Source organism: Pirellulales bacterium (assembly GCA_036267355.1).
Lineage (GTDB): Bacteria > Planctomycetota > Planctomycetia > Pirellulales > DATAWG01 > DATAWG01.
In genome coordinates, this window is sequence record DATAWG010000055.1 from 16,225 (window position 1) to 36,638 (window position 20,414).

The window sequence follows — 20,414 nt, forward strand, 5'->3', positions numbered from 1 at the left end:
GCATCGTCCTGCTAAGCTCATCGCGGCGACCGGATGAAGCAACCTCACTTCGCCGCCGGCACTTCATTTACCGTGTAATAGGCTTTGCGATGCAGAAGTTCTTCGTGATCGCCGGATCGCACCGCGCCGAGGTCGAAATCGTAAACGTGCCCGCGGATCATCGTGTTCACCACGATTCGGGCCGACATGCGATCGTCGGCAAGGCGGACGCTTCGAACCACCGGCGTGGTTTGCTCGATTTCCGGTCCGCCGTAAGACGCTTGATAAGGGTGCGTGAATGTCGAGAGTCGATACGATGCCGCCGCACCGCCGGTCGCGGAATCGACCGGCTTGGTGAACGCGATATTGAAGCCGTCAGGGGTGATCGTGATTTGCTTGATCTCGAACGGCATCTTGCCGCTCCAGCCGATCCGCTCCAAGGCATAGGGCTTTGGCCCGCGCACGGGCCAACCGCGATTCGTTCCGCCGCACAAGAGATTTCCCTCGGGCGTGAACACGACGTTCAGAATTCCCGTCGATAGCCCCTCGCGAAACGGATAGCAAGCCCCTTGCCACACGCCGTTGATCTGCTCGGTGGTGGCCCGCATGATGATCGACAGCGTGTAGTCGCCGAGAAACATCTGATTCTCAAACGGGCCGAATTTGCCCCCGGTGCGATTCACCGTGAAGCCGGTCGTCGAGCGTCCCATGCGGATGTAGGGGAAGATCACGGCATAGGGCACCAGTTGCTTTACGCGCTCTTTCTCGATGACGATCCGCGAGCCCGATTTGGGCATTTCCGGCACCGGACCCAGCTCGGGGGCATATTTGTACCAGTGCAAGCTCGCGGGATGCCCGTCAAACGCTCCAGGCGATACAACCTTGAGGCTGTCGGCGCAATTCCAAGGCCCTTGGTTTTCGATATACATCATCTGCCCGTGCTCGTTCGGTCCGATTCCGCCGGGGCTGCGCAAGCCGCTGGCGACCACGATCCGTTTGCCTTCCGGCGTAATTTTCAACGCGAAGCCGCGAAACAGCGAATAGGATTCATACGAGTACGACAAGGTTAGGGCGACGAACAGATTTCCCTCCGAGTCGAACTTCGATCCCCATGCGTATTCGTGATAATTCTGATAACCCCAATCGTCGCAGATCGTCTCGAAACGGTTTGCCTTGCCGTCGTGCTTGGTGTCGCTGACACGTGTCAGCTCGCAACCTTGCGTGACGTAAAAAGCGCCGTTTTTGTAAGCCAGGCCGAAAATCTCATCCAGGCCGGTGGCATAGAGGTGATACGTCGGCTCGGGCTTCTTTTCATCGACGCCGCTTACGATCCAAATCTCGCCATAGCGCGTTCCGACCGCGATCCGCTTGTCCGGTAGCACGGTGAACGAGCCGGCCTCGATCACCGTGTCTTTCGGGATCGGAAGATCGACGATCGGATAGTATTCCCGCTCGCGCGGCTCGGTGCCCCAGCGGTCGCCCACTTCTTCCGCTTGGACGGTCGAAGGATGAATTGACGGGCTTATCAAGTTGCCGCCCGACAGCCACAGCGCGATGGCCACGATATAAATTGCGACCTGGCGGAGGTGGCGAAAACGGTGGAAAAGATTAGTGGAGCAATTCATAGGTGATGGTTTGCATGGATTTGCCTTGGGGAATTTCGAACCGCAGCAGCAGTTCCGACTCTTTCGACTTGGCCGACGACGGCCGCAGCACGGTGTGAACAGCCGGGACCATTATCCGCAAGTCGCTGGTTTTATATTGCCGCGGCGATTCGCGATCGATCCGGCCGGTCAGCGCGCGGAACCAGAGCGTGCGCTCGCTCGGCGCGGTGAATGAAAACGTGCGGCTCAGCAGCGGGTTCTTGCCCGACGTGTCGGCCGTCGAGCGGTCTTCGATTTCGATCTCGCCGCTCCGGTACATGAATGTCGGAATCGCCGCGTCGTCCATGTAATAGCCTTTGAACCGATAGCCGTGGTTCTTGGGATAGAGCGGATCGGGATCGACCGGATGTTGTTGGTTTGTCGTCGGCCGCGGCGGCCAGGCGGATTTTTCGTCCGGCAAATCGAGGAACGAAACGTCCTGCGCGAGTTGAACGAATCGGCTTGCCGGTTGAAACGAGCCCGATCCTTGGCCGCTGCGATCGACATGGATAAAGTCGCCATGCCAGAGGGCTGTCAGCGTTCCATTTTGGGCGTTGAAGGCGTAGCTCAGCTTGTCGGGAAAACCGACGGCGATGCCGCGATAGCCGGCCACGCCGCTGCGGCCGCGATAGGTTCGCGCCGCACCCGTCACGTCGAGCTTGGTGTCGACGCGGCGGATTCCCGACGGATCCTCGGCCGAGGTGCCGAGCGAAAGGAAATACCAGATGGCATCGATTTGCGCATGCGTATCGCCGTCCAGAATCGTCTTTTGCACTGCTTTTTCGGCCGGCCAGCCGAGCGGCATCACGATTCGGGGGCGATAGCCGCTCGGGTTGACCAGGAAGTGATAAAACCAACTCGGCTTCAACCGCTGGTAGGCGAGGAGCAGGTCCATGCCCTGGTAGTTCGGCGACGCCTTGCCGTTGAAATTGTGGCAAGCGACGCAGTACAAGCCTTTGTCGCCCATCAACTCGCGGCCGGCCACGCGCAGCTCTTTCGCTCGATCGCGGTCGTGTTCGTTTTCACTGTTCGGCAACGGCAGATCGACGCGCGAGACGGCATCAAGCCGATCGAACAAGTCGGGCAATCGCCGCAGATTCGGCTCTCCGAATTGAGGCATCCGCGTGAACATATACGGCCGGGCGGTTTCGCCGTCGAAGAGAATTTTCTTGATCCAAATCGTTTTCAGCTTCGCTCCCACAAGCGTCAGCGGTGGCGGAATGCGGGCATCGTCGCCCAGGTTCCTTTCGCTCGTCTGGAACAGCGCGTTTCTCTCGGCCGCGATCCCGCCGTAGCCGCCGCGAACGTGGCACGCGATGCAGTTGAAGGAAGTGAGCGTCATGGCGACTTGCGTTTCGTCCGACGCCGGTTCGGCCTGCGCCGTGAGCGCGGAGCGGATGGCGCGCGTTTGCTCGTCGCTCAAGTTGAACCGCGGGCTTTTCCCCGGCATTTTGGCGAGGCAGCCGCGGGTCGCATTCAAGCTCGCCATCGGGCTGGCCCACCGCGCCGCCGTGTCGCCCAGCTTGTGGCATGCGCTGCAATTGAATTGCTGGAAATATTTTTGGCCCTCGGCCGCCAGCTTGTCGTGCCGCGGCATGACGGGCACCGTTGCGTCGCCACTGCCGAGCCCAAGACCACTGCCGAGCCCAAGCCCACTGCCGAGCCCACTGCCGAGCAAATAACTGGCGATCTGGCGGGCCTCGACGGGCGTTAGCTTCATGTCGGGCATCCGACCCGACGGGCGGACGTGCAGCGGCTGGAACAAGAAATCGGACAGCGATGTCAGGCCATATTTCGCCGCTACGTGTTCCAAGTTCACCACGCCTTCGCGCATCGTTTCGTGCCCGGTGTCGCCGCGCGGCGAATGGCAGGCGATGCAGCCGACGGTGTGAAATAATTCCTTTCCGGCAGCCGCATCCTCGCCACGAACGGCACCTGACTCGAACTTGTGCGGCGATTGGGCGACGAGAAACTGGACGATGGCGTAGGCGATCGCCCGGCGCTGCTCCGCCGGCTCGGCCATCAGCAGATCGGGCATCGTCGTGCCGACGTGGGCCTCCGAAGGCTGGGCAATGAACCGCGCAAGAAAATCTGGCGAGATTCGCGAACCCACGTCGGCAAGATCCGGCGCCATTCGAGCGGTCAGCCGCGATTGTTTGCTGCGCGCATGGCAGGCGGTGCACCGCAATTCATTGAGCAGCAATTCGCCGACCTGCGGCTCTGAAAGCGGATGCTTGTTCGTCAACCCGAGAACGACCGGCGCGGCGAAAGCCGCCCTGCCATCGAGCGCGAACAGAACCGCGGCAACGGCGATCCAACGCAATTTGTTCACTGGAAATATCTCACTCGGCGAGAGAAATGCGAATCAGGGCGGCTGCGGCGAGGTTGCATGAATTCGTCGCGGGCGCCCATACGGGCGGCGATGAATCCGCCTGCCGGCCCCAGCAATGATGACACCCCGGGCCGGTCAATTCAACGATGGATCGGCGGGCACGTTTTTGATCCGCAGGGCCGAGAGCATTTTCAGGCCGTAGATTTGCCGCGTCAGTTGCGCCCAGATGTCGTAGGGGCCTTCGAAGATTTGCTCGGCCGTGGCGGGGGTGATGAGCCACGAATCTTCGCGCATTTCCGATTCCAGTTGCCCCGGCCCCCAGCCGGCGAAGCCGATGAAGAACCGCGCCGGGTCTTCCCCTTTCGAGATCAGCTTTTCGAGATTTTCCGGGTCGGAACAAAAATAAACGCCCGGCACGAGCTCGATTTCGCCGAGCGCGGGGTCGCGATGGATGGCCATCAGCGGCCCGCGGCATGGCCCGCCAAGATGGATCAGTCCCGTGCTCGGGCAAGGGGCTTCGCTCACCTGTTTCCACGCTTCGGACACGCTCGTCTTCGTCGGCCGATTGAGCACCAGCCCCATCGCCCCTTCATCGGAATGCCGAATGATGAGCACCACCGAGCGCGCAAAATTCGGTTCCAACAATTCTCGCGAGGCGACCAGAAATTGCCCATCCAGCGACATAACGTCTTGCTCCACCATTATTAAACGCCCGCGCCTCGCGATTGTAAAGCCGGCGGATGCGAGGAGGAGCGACCGCCGCTTACGGCCGATCGCCGCTCACAACCGACCGCCGCTGCCGATCCGCAAGAGATTAACGCGTGCCGCCGCTGAACTTTTTATATTTGGCGTGGCTGCCGTTGGCCGGCCGTTGCCAGCGCGCCAATCTCTGAAACATCGTAGCCTGGCAGGTCTTCGATCAAGCGGCGATATTCGGGGGAACGCACCGTTTGCACCAAGGCACGAAGACGAGGATCGACGCTTGCCGCGGACGTGAAACACAAATCATAGGCTTCCTCGCGAACCGCTAGGAAATCGAGCCCCGCGTCGTCGCTCACGAGGCGCACGCAAATTCCCACGTCGGCCCAGCCGCCACACACGGCCTCGGCGACCCCGCGATGACTGCGTGCGATGTGCTTCGCCGCGCGGTTGCCGAGCAATTTAGCCAAGAGCTCTCCGGCGGCGGAGCCCGGTTCGCGGCCGACCCAATTCAGCCGGCCTTCGATCGCTTGCTGCACGGACCCGACTCGCCGGCTCGGGGCAACGGCCAGCCCCTCTTGCCAGAACGCGGTCCGAAGAAGGCAAAACGAATCGTCCAAAGCACGAGCCGCGGCGGCGGAATTGCAGCCGTCGTGGCCACGCTCTTCCAAATGCACGCCGGCGACGTGAATCAACCCTCGTGCCAGCAGCGACAGCGCTTCGCCGCTGCTGCGTTGCAACGCGATCGCGTGAAAACCACTCTGTCGCTCATATTCGCTGATCAGAATGCATAAGGCCGGATCGCAAGAGGCAATGACCAACACTTCGGACGGGGCGACATTGCTGCGGCGCTCGAACAGCCCATCGTGGAACACGCCGTCGTGCGGTCGAGGCATGCACGTCGTCTCGCTTGGATAAACGAGCGTCCGCCCGGCGACGCTGGCATGCCACCAACGGCACGGTTCTCCTCTCGGTGACCACGCCCAGTTTCCACCATCCGAGCCCAGGGTGCCCAATGAGAAAAGTTCTTCAACCTGACACTCGAATGCGCGGGCCAGCGAGAGCACGGCCACCGCGGAAGGCACCAGTCTTCCGGTTTCAATGGCGCTGATTCCGGTTCGCGAAATGCCAGCCTGCGCCGCCAACTCCTCTTGAGACCAGCCGCGCGCGAGCCGCCGGGCCCGTACTCGATTTCGAACGTTTCGTTCGTCGGCCATGAATTGTTCCTCGACAAAGTCGGCCCACAACCCCGAGGCCAATCGCCAACGATGATCCGAGCTAAAAGATATCGTTGTCGCGCAACTCGCACAGCGTAATAAAAATGCCGATGGTGGCCGACATTACTATAGCAACCACTGTCAGAATCATGTCAGGCGTGCGGGATGGCCTGCTCGATCGGGCCGTTAAAGTTTGCCCAGTTTTATGAGAATGCTCGGGGGTAGCAAAATTCATGGCCCGCGAAACGCAGCACGTTGAAGCATGAACTCCGGCAGTTGGAGTTCACGCTTCAGCGTGCTGCCGGACAGAGTAGATACAACGGTTCGGAAAGTCGGACAGCCCCCCGGCCGGGTCCACCTTCAGGAAACTTGCGATGTTGAATATCAAAGCCTCATTTCTTTGGACGCTCGTCGCGGTTGTCGCGCTCGCTTGCGCGACGACCGCCGCTTACGCCGATGAAGCCACGCCGCCAAGCGTCCCGCCTGATCCGATGGAAATCGCCGCACCGTCGCTCGCCGGGAATTACTGCTGTCCGCGGCAAGATTGTCTTGAAGATCTTACGCTTTGGAATTTCTTTTCGGCCGGCTGGGATGACGCGTGGGCCAAGCGGGAACGAGAGACCGGAACACCCGACTTCGCATTGCTTCGCGTTCAGACGAATTTCATGGAACGCGAATTCCGCGTAAACGCGTTCGGAGAAGAGAACATCAATAGTCCGAAGATCAAGAATCTGACGGATGTCGACGATTTGATCGCCTGGAGTTTCAATCGCCGATTCATGATCTCGGTCACCGATGCCTACGAGTGGATCGATCCGCGAACCGGCACGAGAGAAGGTGGTGGATTACCGGGCATCGCAGGCCGATTTCAATTGGTCGACACCGAATCGTCTTCCTATTCGCTCAATGTCAAAGCACAGTCGGCTAACCCCGAAGTCGGTGTCACCCAGACGACGCTCAGCTACGGAATCGCCGGTTTTGAAGACCTTGCCTACTGGTTCAACTTGAACCGCGTCGGCCTGTATTACAGCTGCTTGTTCGATAGCTACACGGGACCGGCCGCCGCCGGCACGAAAACAAGCGACGTGCAGTACGACGTGACCGTCGCCAAAACAATTACCGCCGCCGACACGCCGCTCTTTGGAGCGCTGACCATGTTCGCGGAAACCTTCGCCCAAACCGATCTTGATGGGAGCCACGACGGGCGGACCATTGTGAGCATCACGCCGGGCGTCCGATTCAATTTGGGACAGCTTGAATGCATCAAGATGGGATCCGGCAACTGGATCCTGCTTGGTGTGGACCTTCCAGTTTCCGACTATCATCCCTGGGACGAAATCTACCGGCTAACCTACATCAAGAATTTCTAGGCTCGTGGTTCGCACGGCCGTCGGTCACGGCGTCTTCGGCCGCAACGGCCTAGAAATCGTGACGTTCCGGTCCTGGCAATCCGTCGGCCCAACGCCCCATGGGGCGCCGTTCCAGCGCGGCTGCGCTACGGCTCCGCTGCCGATCGCAATCGAAATCTTTTTCGCGAATGGCGCTGCCGCGACTCAAATCCGCCGTACGCTGCACGAAAGGCATGCTCTCGTATATCATGATCTCACGGGCACCAGGGGACGTCTTTCAATCGAGCCGCCGATGGTCGGGATTCCGTTCGAGTTTGACGCTCCCGGCTGGCTGGTGCTGCTCGGTGCAGTGCCGCTCGTGTGCTTGTTCAGCTATCGAAGCCTGGCGGCGCTTGGCCCTGTGCGGCGAGTCGTTGCGATTGCCGGCCGGTCGTTGGTTCTGGTGCTGGTGATCTTCGCGATCGCCGATTTGCAGTGGAAGCAGACCGGCGATCGACTGACAGTGATCTTTCTTTTCGACCGTTCGCTGAGCATTCCGGAGCAGCTTCAACCGGTGATGGCGGAATATGCGCGGCAAGAAATTGCCATGCACCGCGGCGATTCTCGACGCGATCTGGCGGGGGCAATCGTCTTCGGGGGCGATGCGGCGGTCGCATATCCTCCCAGTGCCGACGATATTTCGCTCGCCTACGATCAGGAAACCCGCGTCGACCGCGAGCACACCAACATCGCGGCAGCGATTCGTCTGGCGCAAGCGGCATTTCCCGGCGACACGGCGCGCCGCATCGTCGTGCTGACGGATGGCAATGCCAATCTCGGCGACACGCTCGAGCAGGCCCGAGCGTTGTCGGCATCCGGCGTCGGAATCGACGTGGTGCCGATCCGCTACCGGCGGCGGAACCAGGTGTTGGTCGAGAAGATCGCGGTGCCGCCGGATGTCCGCCGCGGGCAGCCCTTCGACCTGCGGATCGTGCTAAACAACACGACGCCGGCCGGAGCCGACGAGAAACCGCGAACCGGCCGGCTCAAGATTACCCGCAAGACGCGCGACGAAGAGCGCGTCTTGGCAGACGAGCCAATCACGGTCGCGGCGGGGAAACGGGTTTTCGTGCGTCGCGAACAAGTCGAGGCACCCGACTTCTACACCTACCAAGCCGAGTTCATCCCGGACGATGCCGCGCTCGACCCCATTACGCAGAACAAGCGCGCCACCGCATTCACCGATGTCCGTGGGCAAGGCGAAGTGCTCGTGATCGAAGACCCGAACGACCGGGGCCACCTCGATTTCTTGGCCGACCGTTTGCGCCACGAGAATCTTCGAGTGACGCTGCAATCGTCGCGCGAAACGTTCGCGTCGCTCGCCGATCTACAGCCCTACGATACGGTGGTGCTGGCCAATGTCTCGCGCGACGATTTCACCGAAGAGCAGCTGAAAATGCTCGCCGGAAACACCGAGCAATTGGGCGCCGGCCTGGTGATGCTGGGCGGCCCGAACAGCTTCGGCGCCGGCGGGTGGGCCAACACCGCGATCGAATCCGCGATGCCGGTCGATTTTCAAATCAAGAACGCCAAGGTGATGCCGGTCGGGGCACTGGCCCTGTTGATCGATCGTTCGGGTTCGATGACCGGCGAAAAGCTGACGATGGCCAAAACGGCGGCAATCGCTGCCAGCGAAGTGCTGGCCGACACCGACTATATCACCGTGGCGACGTTCGATTTCGAGCCGCACCTGATCGTCCCGATCGTCAAGAAAGGGGCGTCGCGCTCGATCAGATCGCGGATCAACGGGATCGACGCCGATGGCGGCACCAACATGCGGCCCGGCATCTTGATGGTCCACGATCAGCTCATGCGCGTCGATGACGCGGCGACCCGGCATATCGTAATCCTCACCGATGGCCTGACCGAGGGAACCAACTATCCGGAGTTGATCCAACAGTTGCGCAAGGAAGGCATTACGGTATCCACCGTCGGCGTCGGCCCCGATGCCGATCTCAAGCTGCTCGATGAACTGGCGCGAATCGGGGGCGGGCATTTCTACGCGGCGAAAAGCCCGCGCATTCTGCCTCGCATTTTTCAAGATGAAGCACGCGTCGTGGCCCGGCCGCTTGTCTACGAGCACAAGCCGGGTTTTTCGCCGCGCGTGAATTTCCCACACGAAATGATTCGCGGCCTTGGCGACGCATTTCCACCGCTCACCGGTTACGTGCGAACTCGGCTGAAAGACAGCCCGCTGGTGGAGCAGGCGCTCGTCAATTCCGCGCCCGAAACCGACGCGAAATACAATACGCTGCTCGCCAGTTGGAACTACGGCCTGGGCAAGGCGGTCGCCTTCACGAGCGATGCCGGCCAGCGCTGGGCCACCGCTTGGACCGATTGGCCAGGCTACGAGAAATTCTTCAGCCAAGTCGTGCGCTGGTCGATGCGGCCCAACGGCGATCGCGGAAAATTCACGCTCACCACCGATCTCCAAGACGGCCGGGTGCGGCTCATCGTCACCGCCCTCGACCGAGACAACGATTTTCTCAATTTCCTCAATATGTCCGCCCGAGTGATCGGCCCCGACATGCAGCCGCTCGAGACAACGATCCGACAAATCGCCCCCGGACGGTATCTCGGCGAGTTCGACGCCAAGCAGGCCGGCAGCTACATGCTGATGGTGTCGCCCGGGCCGGGCAACCCGCCGATTTTGAGCGGCGTCGATGTTCCCTACTCGGCCGAGTATTTGGATCGCGAACCCAATGAAGAAATGTTCCGCGAGTTGGCGAGTTTGACGCCGCCGGGCGGAAAGCCGGGTATGCTGGTTCAAGACAGCCCATCCTCCGACGATTTTTCGCCCGACACCCGGTCGGCAGAGGCAGAGGCTGCCGCTGAGATCAAGAAATGGCTCGATTTCAACACGTTTCGTCACGACTTGCCGAAGGCGACGCATGTCTTCCCCGCGTGGCATCTGGCCGCGTTGGCGGCGGCGTTGCTGTTCCTGGCCGACGTTTTTGTTCGCCGGGTGCGAGTGGATGTTTCGTGGATTAGCCCGCTGGTCATGGCGGCGGTGCAAAAGTTTCGTCGCCGGCCGGCGCAATCGGTCTCGACGCCCGCCATGCTCCGCTTGCGCAATACCAAGCAAGTCGTGGCCGATTCGCTCGATCAACGTCGGATCGCGGCCCGATTCGAAGCGCCGAGCGTGCCGGATTTAAGTCCATCGCCCGAGGCCGATCGGCCACTTGAACCGGCTGCTGGATCGCAAGCCGGCAAGCCGGCAGCGCCGCGAATCGATGGCGAGCGGCCGGATGCAAACACGTATACCGGCCGGCTGTTGGCGGCAAAAAAGAAGGCCCTGGCTCAAATTCGCGATCGAGGACCGAAAGACTCCGATGGCCCGCCCGATTCCGCGCCCTCGAATTGACGGCTGCTGACGCCCCGCGACGCCAGCAGTCCGCCTAAATCGTGCGGTGTGCCGTGCTCACTGCTCTGAGCGGGCTTGTGGAGTGGTGAGCTACATTGACCAAACTGTGCGCACGCAAAGCCGCAGGCATGGGATCCGGTAGTGGCGGATTGAGATCGATCGTCCAATTTCCGAGAGGCCGTTGGTTGCATCCAGTTCACACGCGTTCTATTGGATGGACCAACATGGCTTTGCCCCAGCCCCGTTCACAGGGCTTCTCGCTGTTTCATCGTTAGCGTGCATGCCCTCCACCGGCTAAAGCCTCTACACCGAGAAGCCCCGTAAAACGGGGCTCATGAGGTGATCCTGACCCTGTTAACCCGCCGTAAACCGGCGGGCCTAGGACCGCTTCGCGGGAAGCCTCGTGAACGAGGCTGAATCGAGTGCAGCACACTCGTATGTCGTTGTCTCACTACGTTGCCCAAACATCTGAAGCGGCGAGCCACTTCGCCGAAACATGCCCACGCAAAGCCGTGGGCATGGCACCTCCCTTACGCCGTTTCAGCTTCGCTGCCTTCCAGGCCGTATTCCTTTAGCTTTTTGTGCAGCGTGTTGCGGTTGATGCCGAGGCGGCTGGCAGCTTTGGTTTGCACGTTGTCGCACGCCGCCAACACTTGGGCGATCAGTTCTCGCTCGACGCGGTTGACGATCTTCGTGTGCAACGCGTCCTCCTGCGGGCCGGCGGTGGCGAGGCCCTGTTGCACCAGTTCGTAGGTCAGCGTTTCCATATCCGCCGCCCGCAGGCGGCCGCTGCGCGGGCGCTTTTCTCCCAGCACGGCCGGCGGCAAGAGATCGCACACCAGCTCATCCCCGGTCGCCATCACGACGGACCGCTCGACGTAGTTCTGCAATTCGCGCACATTGCCGGGCCAATGATATTCTTGCAAGGCCTGCAGCGCCTTGCGATCGATATGCACGACGTAGCGATCGTTTTCCTCGTTGTAGACGTTAAGAAAATGGCTGACCAGCTCGGGAATGTCTTCCGGCCGCATCCGCAGCGGCGGCAGATGGATCGGCACGACATTGAGCCGGTAGTAAAGGTCCTCGCGGAAATTCTCCTTCTCGATTTCCTCAAGCAAATCGCGATTGCTGGCGGCGATGAGCCGGGTGTCGACGCGGATCGTTTGCGTATCGCCGACGCGCTCGAACTCGCGCTCTTGCAACACGCGCAGCAGCTTCACTTGCAGCTTGGGCGTGGTGGAGTTGATTTCGTCGAGAAAGATCGTGCCGGTGTGGGCGGCTTCGAACCGTCCGGTGCGATTGGCCACCGCCCCCGTGAACGAGCCGCGCACATGGCCGAACAGCTCGCTCTCGAGCAAACTTTCGCTCAGCGCTCCGCAATTGACGCGAACGAATGGCCCGCCCGATCGATTGCTCAGCTGGTGGATGGCCTTGGCGATGAGTTCCTTGCCCGTGCCCGTCTCGCCGAGCAACAGCACGCTGGCATTCGACCGGGCCACTTGATGCGTAATCCGATATACCTCTTGCATCGCCGGACCGGAACCGATGATCCCTTTGATCGGCGGGCTAGGCGAGAGCGGATCGAATGGTCGCAGCGGCGAGGACATGAATCGATGAGTGGGGTTGCTTAGAGTAGCAGGAACACTCCGTGTGCCGTCTGCCGTATTTTGCGGTTTGATATTTGTTGCGACCATACTAGCCCGAAGCGTTAGCGAGGATGCGTCGGTTCGTTTCGCATCCCTCGCTAACGTTTCGGGTTAGTGTGTCTTTTGGTTCACTGACGGCCCATGGAATGTGCCTGCTACGTTACGAGTGTTTGCCTTGTTTCGTGGGCGCTTCGATCGTGTCCAAAATTTCGCCGAGCAATTGTTGCGTCGCTTTGTCGAGCTGTGCGCTTGCGTTGTAGCGATTGTATTGCCGGACCACTTCCGACGGCGCCAATCGCAGGCCGAAGTGTTTTACGCTTTCGGCAAATGCCGCTGCTGCCGCTTGCCGCACTTCGAGCGGTTGAACGGCAAGGCTTGCCAGATCCACGAGCGCCGCTTGCGACGAATGCGTTCCGAGCCTACCCATCGCCACTGCCGCATGCGGGGCCAAGAGCGGATGGTACAGTCCATGCTCGATGACGCCTTCATACCGCCGCACGTCGAACACTTCCGGCGGCGAAGTGGCCATCTCCGCAAGCCAATCGAGTGCGATCGCCGCTTCCTGGAGCCGTAGCGGCGGCGGAATGAGATGCTCGCCCGATAGTTGCACTCCCTTGGCAACCGCGGCTGCCATCTCCGCCGGCTTTTCCGGCCGATAGACGACAAACACTTTCGGCTCGGTCGCGAATTTCTTGGATTGGATCGTGTAGTCGGCCAATTCGCCCATCACGCACACCGGCAAATCCGCCGTGCGAAAGTCGCCGCGAAGTTGCTGAATGAGATCGAACGCATCCGGCCGCGCGATCCGCCCGCTGATGAACACGATTTCGGTGTCGGCCGATTGCGTGGCGGCAGCGAAAACGCCGAAACCATTGTTGGCCGTCTGCGGATCGTAGCCAGACGCGGCTGCAAGCCCGGCAAGCTGCTGTGCGACGCCGGTTGTGGGAAAGCCGATCACTGCCCGTCGATGGCCGGCCGAGGTCGCCACATCGGCCGCGGCATCGGTGACGTAACTCGAGCCGGCGAAAGGCGCCGTCGGCTTGAAGCTCATCACCGCCGCAGCCGCGGCAAAACGGAGCCGCCGCTCGTTGCTTCGCAGCGCATCGACCAATGGGCACGGCGTCGGGCCGTCGCGAGTCAAAATGCCCGCGCTGCCGATGCCTTGCAACACGCGCGCAGCCCCCCGCGCAGCCGCGGTGTGGCCGATCGCCAAGGCCTGAGCGAGCGCATCGCTAATCGCAGCGGTGCCGAATTTCGCCGCCCGGGCATATTCCGAGCCAGGGCCGGTCGGCAGCGGGGCATCCAGCCCGACGCGATATACCGCCGAATCCAATAGGCTGACGAGATACAGCCGCCGCGCCTCGAGCGCATCGGGCTCAAGCCGCATCAGCTCGCGCGACAACCGCGCCGCGACGAACGATGCCGCACGGGTCGGCGGATAACTGGCGACCGTGAATTGGTGCGTCGCCGGATCGAAACTCCAGATCGCGACATTGCTCCCATCGTCCGGCGGAAGCACCTTTTCGCCTTCAAGAACCGAGCGGGCTTCGCGCGCCAATAGCGCAATGGCATCGGATTCGTTCCCAGTGGTGCCCAGCAGTTGTTCGAGGGCTTGAGCGGCGGCGCGGCGCACATCCGGCGGACTATCAGGCGCGAATTGCGGGGCCAAAAGATACAGGGCCGACTGCTTGTCGCCGATCGCGGCCAGCAACGCGATCGCCTCGGCGACCCGCCGCGGATCTTTGTCGGCGAGGGCTGCCACTAGCGGGGGAATCGCATCGGTGCCCAAGCCGATGATCGCACCTTCTGCCAATGCATGGATCGAGGCCTGGGCTGGGTCGCCGATTGCCGCGAGCAGCGGGGGCACGGAATAGCCGCCGCCGTCGTGCAACGTCGCCAAAGCTTCGCTTTGCGCGTCGGCCGATTTCGCGCCGAGTTGCTTCACTGCCGACGCCAATCGGGCCGGATCGCGCCGCGCGGCGGCGGCGGCCCCCAACACTTGCCGGGCCAGGATCAAACCTTCGGGCTGCAAACTCGGGTTCGTGGCCAATTGCAAAAACGTGGCGCTGCCAAAGCGATGGATCAATTCGGCCGCGGCGGCGGGGTTGGGCTTGGCGGCGACGATTTGTTGCAGCAATGGCTTTGCCCTGTCTGGGCGGCCGAGTTGCAAAATCGACACGGCGGCTTGCATCAATTCGACCGGCGTCGTGGGCTTGGCGTCGAGAATCGTTTGCACGGCCGTATCGGTCGGCCCAGGCAGGGCGACGGACGGCGGTGGGGCCGGTTGAGGCGAGGCAGCTTTTACAGGGGCCTTTGCCGGAGCCGCCTTCGGGGCAGCCTGATCCTGAGCGTTGCCCGGTCGGACAAAGGCAAAAATGAGAGCGATCGCCGCGGCGGCGGACAGCAGCACGGATTTTTCGAAGCGCGAGTAGGTCATGTTGCGTTCGTCGGTGGAAGGATTACGTCGTGTATCAGTGAGTCAGGGTGTTGTGAGTGAGCGAGGGGGAATTGTGCGTTCGGCTACCGTTGTGTAACGGCGTCGGAATATTTCGTTTTCGTCTGTGTTGTGTCGGCGCTTTGGCATCCGCGGCGCCGCTTCGCGTATTTTTGCTCAGCCTCGTGAACGAGGCTAGCTCACCTTCTCCCGTGTTTGAAATGGAAAACGTTTCGTTCGATGTACCCAGCGCTGCATCCTTTAACTCAATGGTCTCTTGCCATCATCCGTCCGCGTTTTCCGTCAGTTTTTCTTTCCACATCTGCACTTGCTTCGCCACCTCCGCGGGCGCGGTCGAGCCGTAGCTTTGGAAGCGGGCGATCGCGCGGTCGACGCCGAGCACGTCGCGCAGGCTGCCGTCGAGCGAGGGATCGATTTCCCGGAATTCGGTGGCGGGCAATTCCGCCAGGGTCGTTCCTCGGTCGAGGGCTTTTCGCACAAGTCGGCCGACCCATTCGTGGGCCGTCCGCTGCGGGGTGCCGCGGCGGATCAGTTCTTCCATCAGTGTCGTGGCGTCGAGGTGTCCGCGATCGAGGCGTTCCCGAATCGCCGCCCGGTTCAGTTCCGCACCGGTCACCAGCGGGGCGGCTAACTCCAAACAGGCCGACACGGTGTCGAACGCGTCGAAAAGCCGCGGCTTGTCTTCCTGCATGTCGCGGTTGTAAGCCAGCGGCAAACCCTTGACCAGCATCAGCAGGGCTTGCAAATCGCCGACCACGCGCGCCGTCTTGCCGCGGATCAACTCCAGCACATCCGGGTTGACCTTTTGCGGCATGATCGACGAACCGGTGCAAAACGCCTGCGGCAATTTCAAGAAATTGAATTCGCTCGTGCACCACAAGATCCACTCTTCGGCCCAGCCGCTGAGGTGCAATGCGATCAGCGAAAGTGCGAAGACAAACTCGATCACAAAATCCCGATCGCTCGTCGCATCGAGACTGTTTGCGGCGATCGCATCGAATCCGAGTTGCCGAGCGACGAATTCGCGATCGATCGGCAGCGATGTGCCGGCCAGCGCCGCCGAGCCGAGCGGCAAAACATTCGTCCGAGCGAAGCAATCCGCCAGGCGTCCGCGATCTCGCCCGAATCGCTCGCAATAGGCTAACCAATAGTGCGGCGCGAGCACGGGTTGGGCGCGCTGCATGTGGGTGTAGCCGGGGAGGATGCAATCATGGTCGCGATCCGCGCGGCCGACGAACGCCTGCTGCAAGGCCACGATGCGGCGATCGATCTCGCCAATGGCGTCGCGCTGCCAAAGCCGTAGATCGGTGGCCACCTGATCGTTTCGGCTGCGCGCCGTATGGATTTTTCGACCCGTGTCGCCGAGCCGGGCAATCAAAGCCCGTTCAATGTGCAGGTGAATGTCTTCATGCTCAGTTGAGAACTCGAAGAGGCCCTGCTCAATTTCTTGGCTGATCCGTTGCATTGCCTGCTCAATCTGACGGCACTCGTCTGCGGTCAAGAGCCCGACGCGTGCAAGCATTTGGGCGTGGGCCACCGAGCCCCGGATGTCGTGGGCATAGAGGCGACGATCGAAGCTGATGCTTTCGGTGAACTGCTCGACGCGGCGATCCGTCGCTTCGTTGAATACGCCACCCCAGGCTTTTGCCGCCACAATCGCGCTCGATAAGGGTGTTGAATTTGATCGGAACTTATTTGGCTGACAGCCTTTACTTTAAACGGGCTTCGCCGCTCCGTCAATCTTCGGCGGCGGTCTATTGAACGCGCGAACGCGGGAGAACAGAACGCCACGGCGAGCGTTTGCCCACGCACGTTGTCCGTTTCGTTCCGGTGGGCGGTGAGCGCCGCGGCTTGCGCGGTGTCGCAGGACGGCACAAGTGTTTATTTATGTGGCATTTGCAGCCGAATCCGAAGGCGTTCGTCAACGATCGCGTCGCCGGCCGAACTGTCCTGCCTCCCGACAATGAAACGGCGGATTGAATCTCGAAATTCATGGATTGCCTCCTCGGGGGTGTGCTAGACCCTTGAAGCCGCGCCGTCGGCCATGGTACCCTCGGGAGATTTTAGACAGCACGCGCGATAAATTGGCATTTTCGATCGGGCCATCATCCAGCCGGCCGATGCAAGCAGCATTGCCACGCGCTCTCCACCCGACCGAACGAAGGAACCCAACGTGCCGCGGCGTACCGACCTCCACAAAATTCTCCTCATCGGCTCCGGACCGATCGTTATCGGCCAGGCGTGCGAGTTCGATTATTCGGGCACGCAAGCGTGCAAGGCCCTGCGCGAAGAGGGCTTCGAAGTAGTGCTGGTCAACTCGAATCCCGCCACGATCATGACCGACCCCGGCATGGCCGACCGGACATATATCGAACCGCTCACTTGGGAGGCGGTGGCGCGGGTGATCGAAGCCGAGCGGCCCGACGCTCTACTGCCTACTCTCGGCGGCCAGACCGGATTGAATCTGGCGATGGAACTGGCCCGCAACGGCGTGCTCGAGAAATATGGCGTCGAGATGATCGGGGCCCGGGCCGATGTGATTGCCAAAGCGGAAGAACGCGAGCTGTTCAAACAGGCGATGGAAAAGATCAGCCTTGAGACGTGCAAGGGGCGGACGGTGCACAGCCTGGCGGCCGCGCGGCAAGTGCTCAAGGAGATCGGGCTGCCGTGCGTTATCCGGCCCGGCTTCACGATGGGCGGCAGCGGGTCGAATGTCGCCTACAATCGCGAAGAATTTGACACTGTGGTGTCGCGCGGCCTCGACGCTTCGCCGATCAGCGAAGTGCTCATCGAGCAATCGATCGCCGGTTGGAAAGAATATGAAATGGAGGTGATGCGCGACGCCGACGACAATTGCGTCATCATCTGCTCGATCGAGAATTTCGACCCGATGGGCGTTCACACGGGCGACTCGATCACGGTCGCGCCGGCCCAAACGCTCAGCGACAAGGAATACCAGCGGATGCGCGACGCTTCACTGGCCGTGATCCGCGAGATTGGCGTCGAGACGGGCGGGTCGAATATTCAATTCGCGATCAACCCGAAAACCGGGCGGATGATCGTGATCGAAATGAATCCCCGCGTCAGCCGTTCGAGTGCGCTGGCGTCGAAGGCGACGGGTTTCCCGATTGCCAAAATTGCCGCGAAATTGGCCGTCGGTTATCGGCTGCACGAACTGCCCAACGACATCACCCGCGAAACGATGGCTTGCTTCGAGCCGACGATCGATTATGTGGTGACGAAGATCCCCCGCTTCGCGTTCGAAAAGTTTCCCGAGGCCGATTCGCGGCTTACCACGCAAATGAAAAGCGTCGGCGAGACGATGGCCATCGGGCGGACCTTCAAGGAATCGTTTCAAAAAGCGCTGCGCGGGTTGGAAGTCGGCAGCTTCGGATTGGGCTGCGACGGCAAAGATCTTTGGTACACCCCGCAGCAACCGACGATCGACGAAATCCGCGCGAAGTTGGCCATACCGAATGCCGAGCGCCCGTGGTTCATTCGCTACGCAATGAAAGCCGGCATGACGGTCGAGGAGATTCACGGCCTGACGCAAATCGATCCCTGGTTTCTCGATGAAATCGCCCAAATCGTGGCCGTCGAAGACGAACTGCGGGCTTGCGACGAGCCGGCCCATGCGAGCGAGGAACTGTTGCGGCGAGCCAAGCGGTTCGGCTTTTCCGATCGGCAACTGTCGACGATCTGGAACTGCTCGGAAATGGACGTGCGCGCGCTCCGCAAGAGCCTCGGCATCGTGGCCACGTTCAAATCCGTCGACACGTGCGCCGCCGAATTCGAGGCCTACACGCCGTACTACTATTCCACCTACGAAGACGAAGACGAGACGCCCCCCAAGCCCCGCGGCGGCCGGCGAATCATGATTCTCGGCGGCGGCCCGAATCGCATCGGGCAAGGCATCGAGTTCGACTATTGCTGTTGCCACGCCAGCTTCGCGCTGCGTGAACTGGGCATCGAATCGATCATGGTCAACAGCAATCCCGAAACCGTCAGCACCGACTACGACACCAGCGACCTGCTCTTCTTCGAGCCGCTGACCACCGAAGACGTGTTGAATATCTGCGACCGCGTGCAGCCCGACGGCGTCATCGTGCAGCTCGGCGGACAAACGCCGCTCAATCTCTCGCGAGCGCTGGCCACGGCCGGAGTGCCGATCATCGGCACCAGCGTCGACACGATCGAAGACGCCGAAGACCGCGAAAAATTCCAACGCCTGTTGCAGCGGCTCGGGCTGCGGCAACCGGCCAACGGCATCGCTCGCACGATGACCGAAGCGAGGGCCCAAGCCACGAAAATCGGCTATCCGAACTTGGTGCGGCCCAGTTTCGTGCTCGGCGGCCGGGCAATGGAGATTTGCTACGACCAATCGCAACTCGAGCGGTTCGTCGCCGAGGCGTTTGTCGTCGCTCAAGGCCAGCCGGTGCTCATCGATCGGTTTCTCGAAGAGGCGATCGAAGTCGACGTCGATGCGATTTGCGACGGCCAGCAGGTGCTCGTGGCCGGCATCATGGAACACATCGAAGAAGCGGGAGTTCACTCGGGCGATTCGGCCTGCGCGATCCCGCCCTACAGCCTTGCCGGGCCGATCTTGGCCGAAATTCGCGAAGCCACAGTGGCGATGGCGCGCCACCTCCGCGTCGTCGGCTTGATGAACGTGCAATATGCCATCAAGAAAGAAGACGGCAAGCAGGTGCTGTATGTGCTCGAGGTGAACCCACGTGCGAGCCGCACCGTGCCGTTCGTGGCCAAAGCGACGGGCATGCCCGTGGCTCGCGTGGCGACGAAGGTCATGGCGGGCGTGTCGCTGGCCGAGCAGGGGTATCATTCCGATCCGATTCCGGCGTTCGTGTCGGTGAAGGAAAGCGTGTTTCCGTTCTCGAAATTCGCCGGCGTCGACATCGTGCTCGGGCCGGAGATGCGCTCGACGGGCGAAGTGATGGGCGTGAGCGAGCGGTTTTCGATCGCGTTTGCCAAGAGCCAATTGGCGGCTGGCATTCTGTTGCCCAAAGAGGGGCGAATTTTCATCAGCGTCGCGTCGCCCTCGGCCAAGGAACACATGATCGGGCTGGCGAAGCGTTTGGCGGCGATGGGCTTCCAATTGCTGGCCACCGAAGGCACTGCGCGCGTGATCGAAGCGACCGGGATTCCGGTCGAGCACGTCAAGAAATTGCAGGAGGGGCATCCGAACCTGATCGACCATCTGATCGACGGCCGCGTGCAATTGATCATGAACACGCCGCGCGGCAAAGGAGCGCGGACCGACGAAGGCCGGATTCGGGCGGCGTCGGTGACGCATGGCGTGCCCTGCATCACCACCCTTCCGGCGGCCGACGCATGCGTCAAGGCGATGGAAGCCCTGCGCGAAGAGGAAATGACGGTGCAAGCGCTTCAAGACCGCTTTCCCCACACCGAGCCCTCGCTGGGCATCGCGACCGCCATTCGGCGATGAATCGGTGATGCATGCTACTGGCGTGCGTGGTCAGCGTGCACTGGCAATCGCATTCTGCCAGTGATGAACTGCCGCTGGGCAACGCGCTCGCGAGCCACCCCACTGGCAGACTGCGCTTGCCCGTGGCACACGAAACACTAGCCGGTGCCACACGAACCGCCGCGCTTTTCTCTGATCCGCGGCCCCCGATCTCTGGGTTGCCGATTGCAGGGGAAAATTGATCTTGG

10 protein-coding genes are annotated in these 20,414 nt (G+C 61.4%); 3 read left to right on the forward strand and 7 right to left on the reverse strand.

Translation table 11 applies throughout. The features are described from left to right. Positions 1-44: 44 nt before the first annotated feature. The 4 genes from VHX65_08835 to VHX65_08850 form a co-directional block, all read right to left on the reverse strand. Positions 45-1,604, reverse strand: a complete 1,560-nt coding sequence (locus VHX65_08835; protein ID HEX3998638.1) for a hypothetical protein — start codon at positions 1,602-1,604, stop codon at positions 45-47. Continuing rightward, positions 1,588-3,954: a c-type cytochrome gene (locus VHX65_08840; GenBank protein ID HEX3998639.1), complete on the reverse strand. Its 2,367-nt coding sequence runs from the start codon at positions 3,952-3,954 to the stop codon at positions 1,588-1,590. Before VHX65_08840 ends, VHX65_08835 begins: the two co-directional genes overlap by 17 nt. Positions 3,955-4,089: 135 nt before the next feature. Then, positions 4,090-4,638, reverse strand: coding sequence for a YqgE/AlgH family protein (locus VHX65_08845; protein ID HEX3998640.1), 549 nt, complete (start codon positions 4,636-4,638; stop codon positions 4,090-4,092). A gap of 155 nt (positions 4,639-4,793) precedes the next feature. Continuing rightward, positions 4,794-5,549, reverse strand: a complete 756-nt coding sequence (locus VHX65_08850) for a substrate-binding domain-containing protein (GenBank protein HEX3998641.1) — start codon at positions 5,547-5,549, stop codon at positions 4,794-4,796. Positions 5,550-6,244: 695 nt separating this feature from the next. On the opposite strand from VHX65_08850, the gene VHX65_08855 reads away from it, so the two are divergent. Together VHX65_08855 and VHX65_08860 are read left to right on the forward strand one after the other, a co-directional pair. Continuing rightward, positions 6,245-7,240: a hypothetical protein gene (locus VHX65_08855; protein HEX3998642.1), complete on the forward strand. Its 996-nt coding sequence runs from the start codon at positions 6,245-6,247 to the stop codon at positions 7,238-7,240. 271 nt (positions 7,241-7,511) lie between these two features. Further along, positions 7,512-10,622 carry a VWA domain-containing protein gene (locus tag VHX65_08860; protein HEX3998643.1) on the forward strand — a complete coding sequence of 1,037 codons (3,111 nt, stop codon included), beginning with the start codon at positions 7,512-7,514 and terminating at the stop codon, positions 10,620-10,622. Positions 10,623-11,152: 530 nt separating this feature from the next. Here the strand turns inward: VHX65_08860 and VHX65_08865 are convergent. From VHX65_08865 to argH, 3 genes are all read right to left on the reverse strand, one after another. Further along, a complete protein-coding gene (locus VHX65_08865) occupies positions 11,153-12,229 on the reverse strand; it encodes a sigma-54 dependent transcriptional regulator (protein ID HEX3998644.1) in 1,077 nt (358 codons plus the stop codon). 199 nt (positions 12,230-12,428) lie between these two features. Beyond that, the gene (locus VHX65_08870) at positions 12,429-14,705 is read right to left on the reverse strand and encodes a HEAT repeat domain-containing protein (GenBank protein HEX3998645.1); all 2,277 of its coding nucleotides are present in this window, start codon (positions 14,703-14,705) and stop codon (positions 12,429-12,431) included. Between the two features lie 280 nt (positions 14,706-14,985). Next, a complete protein-coding gene (argH, locus tag VHX65_08875) occupies positions 14,986-16,377 on the reverse strand; it encodes an argininosuccinate lyase (protein ID HEX3998646.1) in 1,392 nt (463 codons plus the stop codon). A gap of 519 nt (positions 16,378-16,896) precedes the next feature. Between argH and carB the strand changes: the two genes are divergently transcribed. Beyond that, positions 16,897-20,187, forward strand: a complete 3,291-nt coding sequence (gene carB / locus VHX65_08880) for a carbamoyl-phosphate synthase large subunit (protein ID HEX3998647.1) — start codon at positions 16,897-16,899, stop codon at positions 20,185-20,187. The last annotated feature ends 227 nt before the right edge of the window (positions 20,188-20,414 follow it).

Bases quoted from the DNA above. Each gene is read 5' to 3' on its own strand.
- VHX65_08835 (HEX3998638.1), bottom strand. From the start codon at position 1,604: ATGAATTGCTCCACTAATCTTTTCCACCGTTTTCGCCACCTCCGCCAG.
- VHX65_08845 (HEX3998640.1), bottom strand. From the start codon at position 4,638: ATGTCGCTGGATGGGCAATTTCTGGTCGCCTCGCGAGAATTGTTGGAA.
- VHX65_08850 (HEX3998641.1), bottom strand. From the start codon at position 5,549: ATGCCTCGACCGCACGACGGCGTGTTCCACGATGGGCTGTTCGAGCGC.
- VHX65_08855 (HEX3998642.1), top strand. From the start codon at position 6,245: ATGTTGAATATCAAAGCCTCATTTCTTTGGACGCTCGTCGCGGTTGTC.
- VHX65_08860 (HEX3998643.1), top strand. From the start codon at position 7,512: ATGGTCGGGATTCCGTTCGAGTTTGACGCTCCCGGCTGGCTGGTGCTG.
- VHX65_08865 (HEX3998644.1), bottom strand. From the start codon at position 12,229: ATGTCCTCGCCGCTGCGACCATTCGATCCGCTCTCGCCTAGCCCGCCG.
- VHX65_08870 (HEX3998645.1), bottom strand. From the start codon at position 14,705: ATGACCTACTCGCGCTTCGAAAAATCCGTGCTGCTGTCCGCCGCCGCG.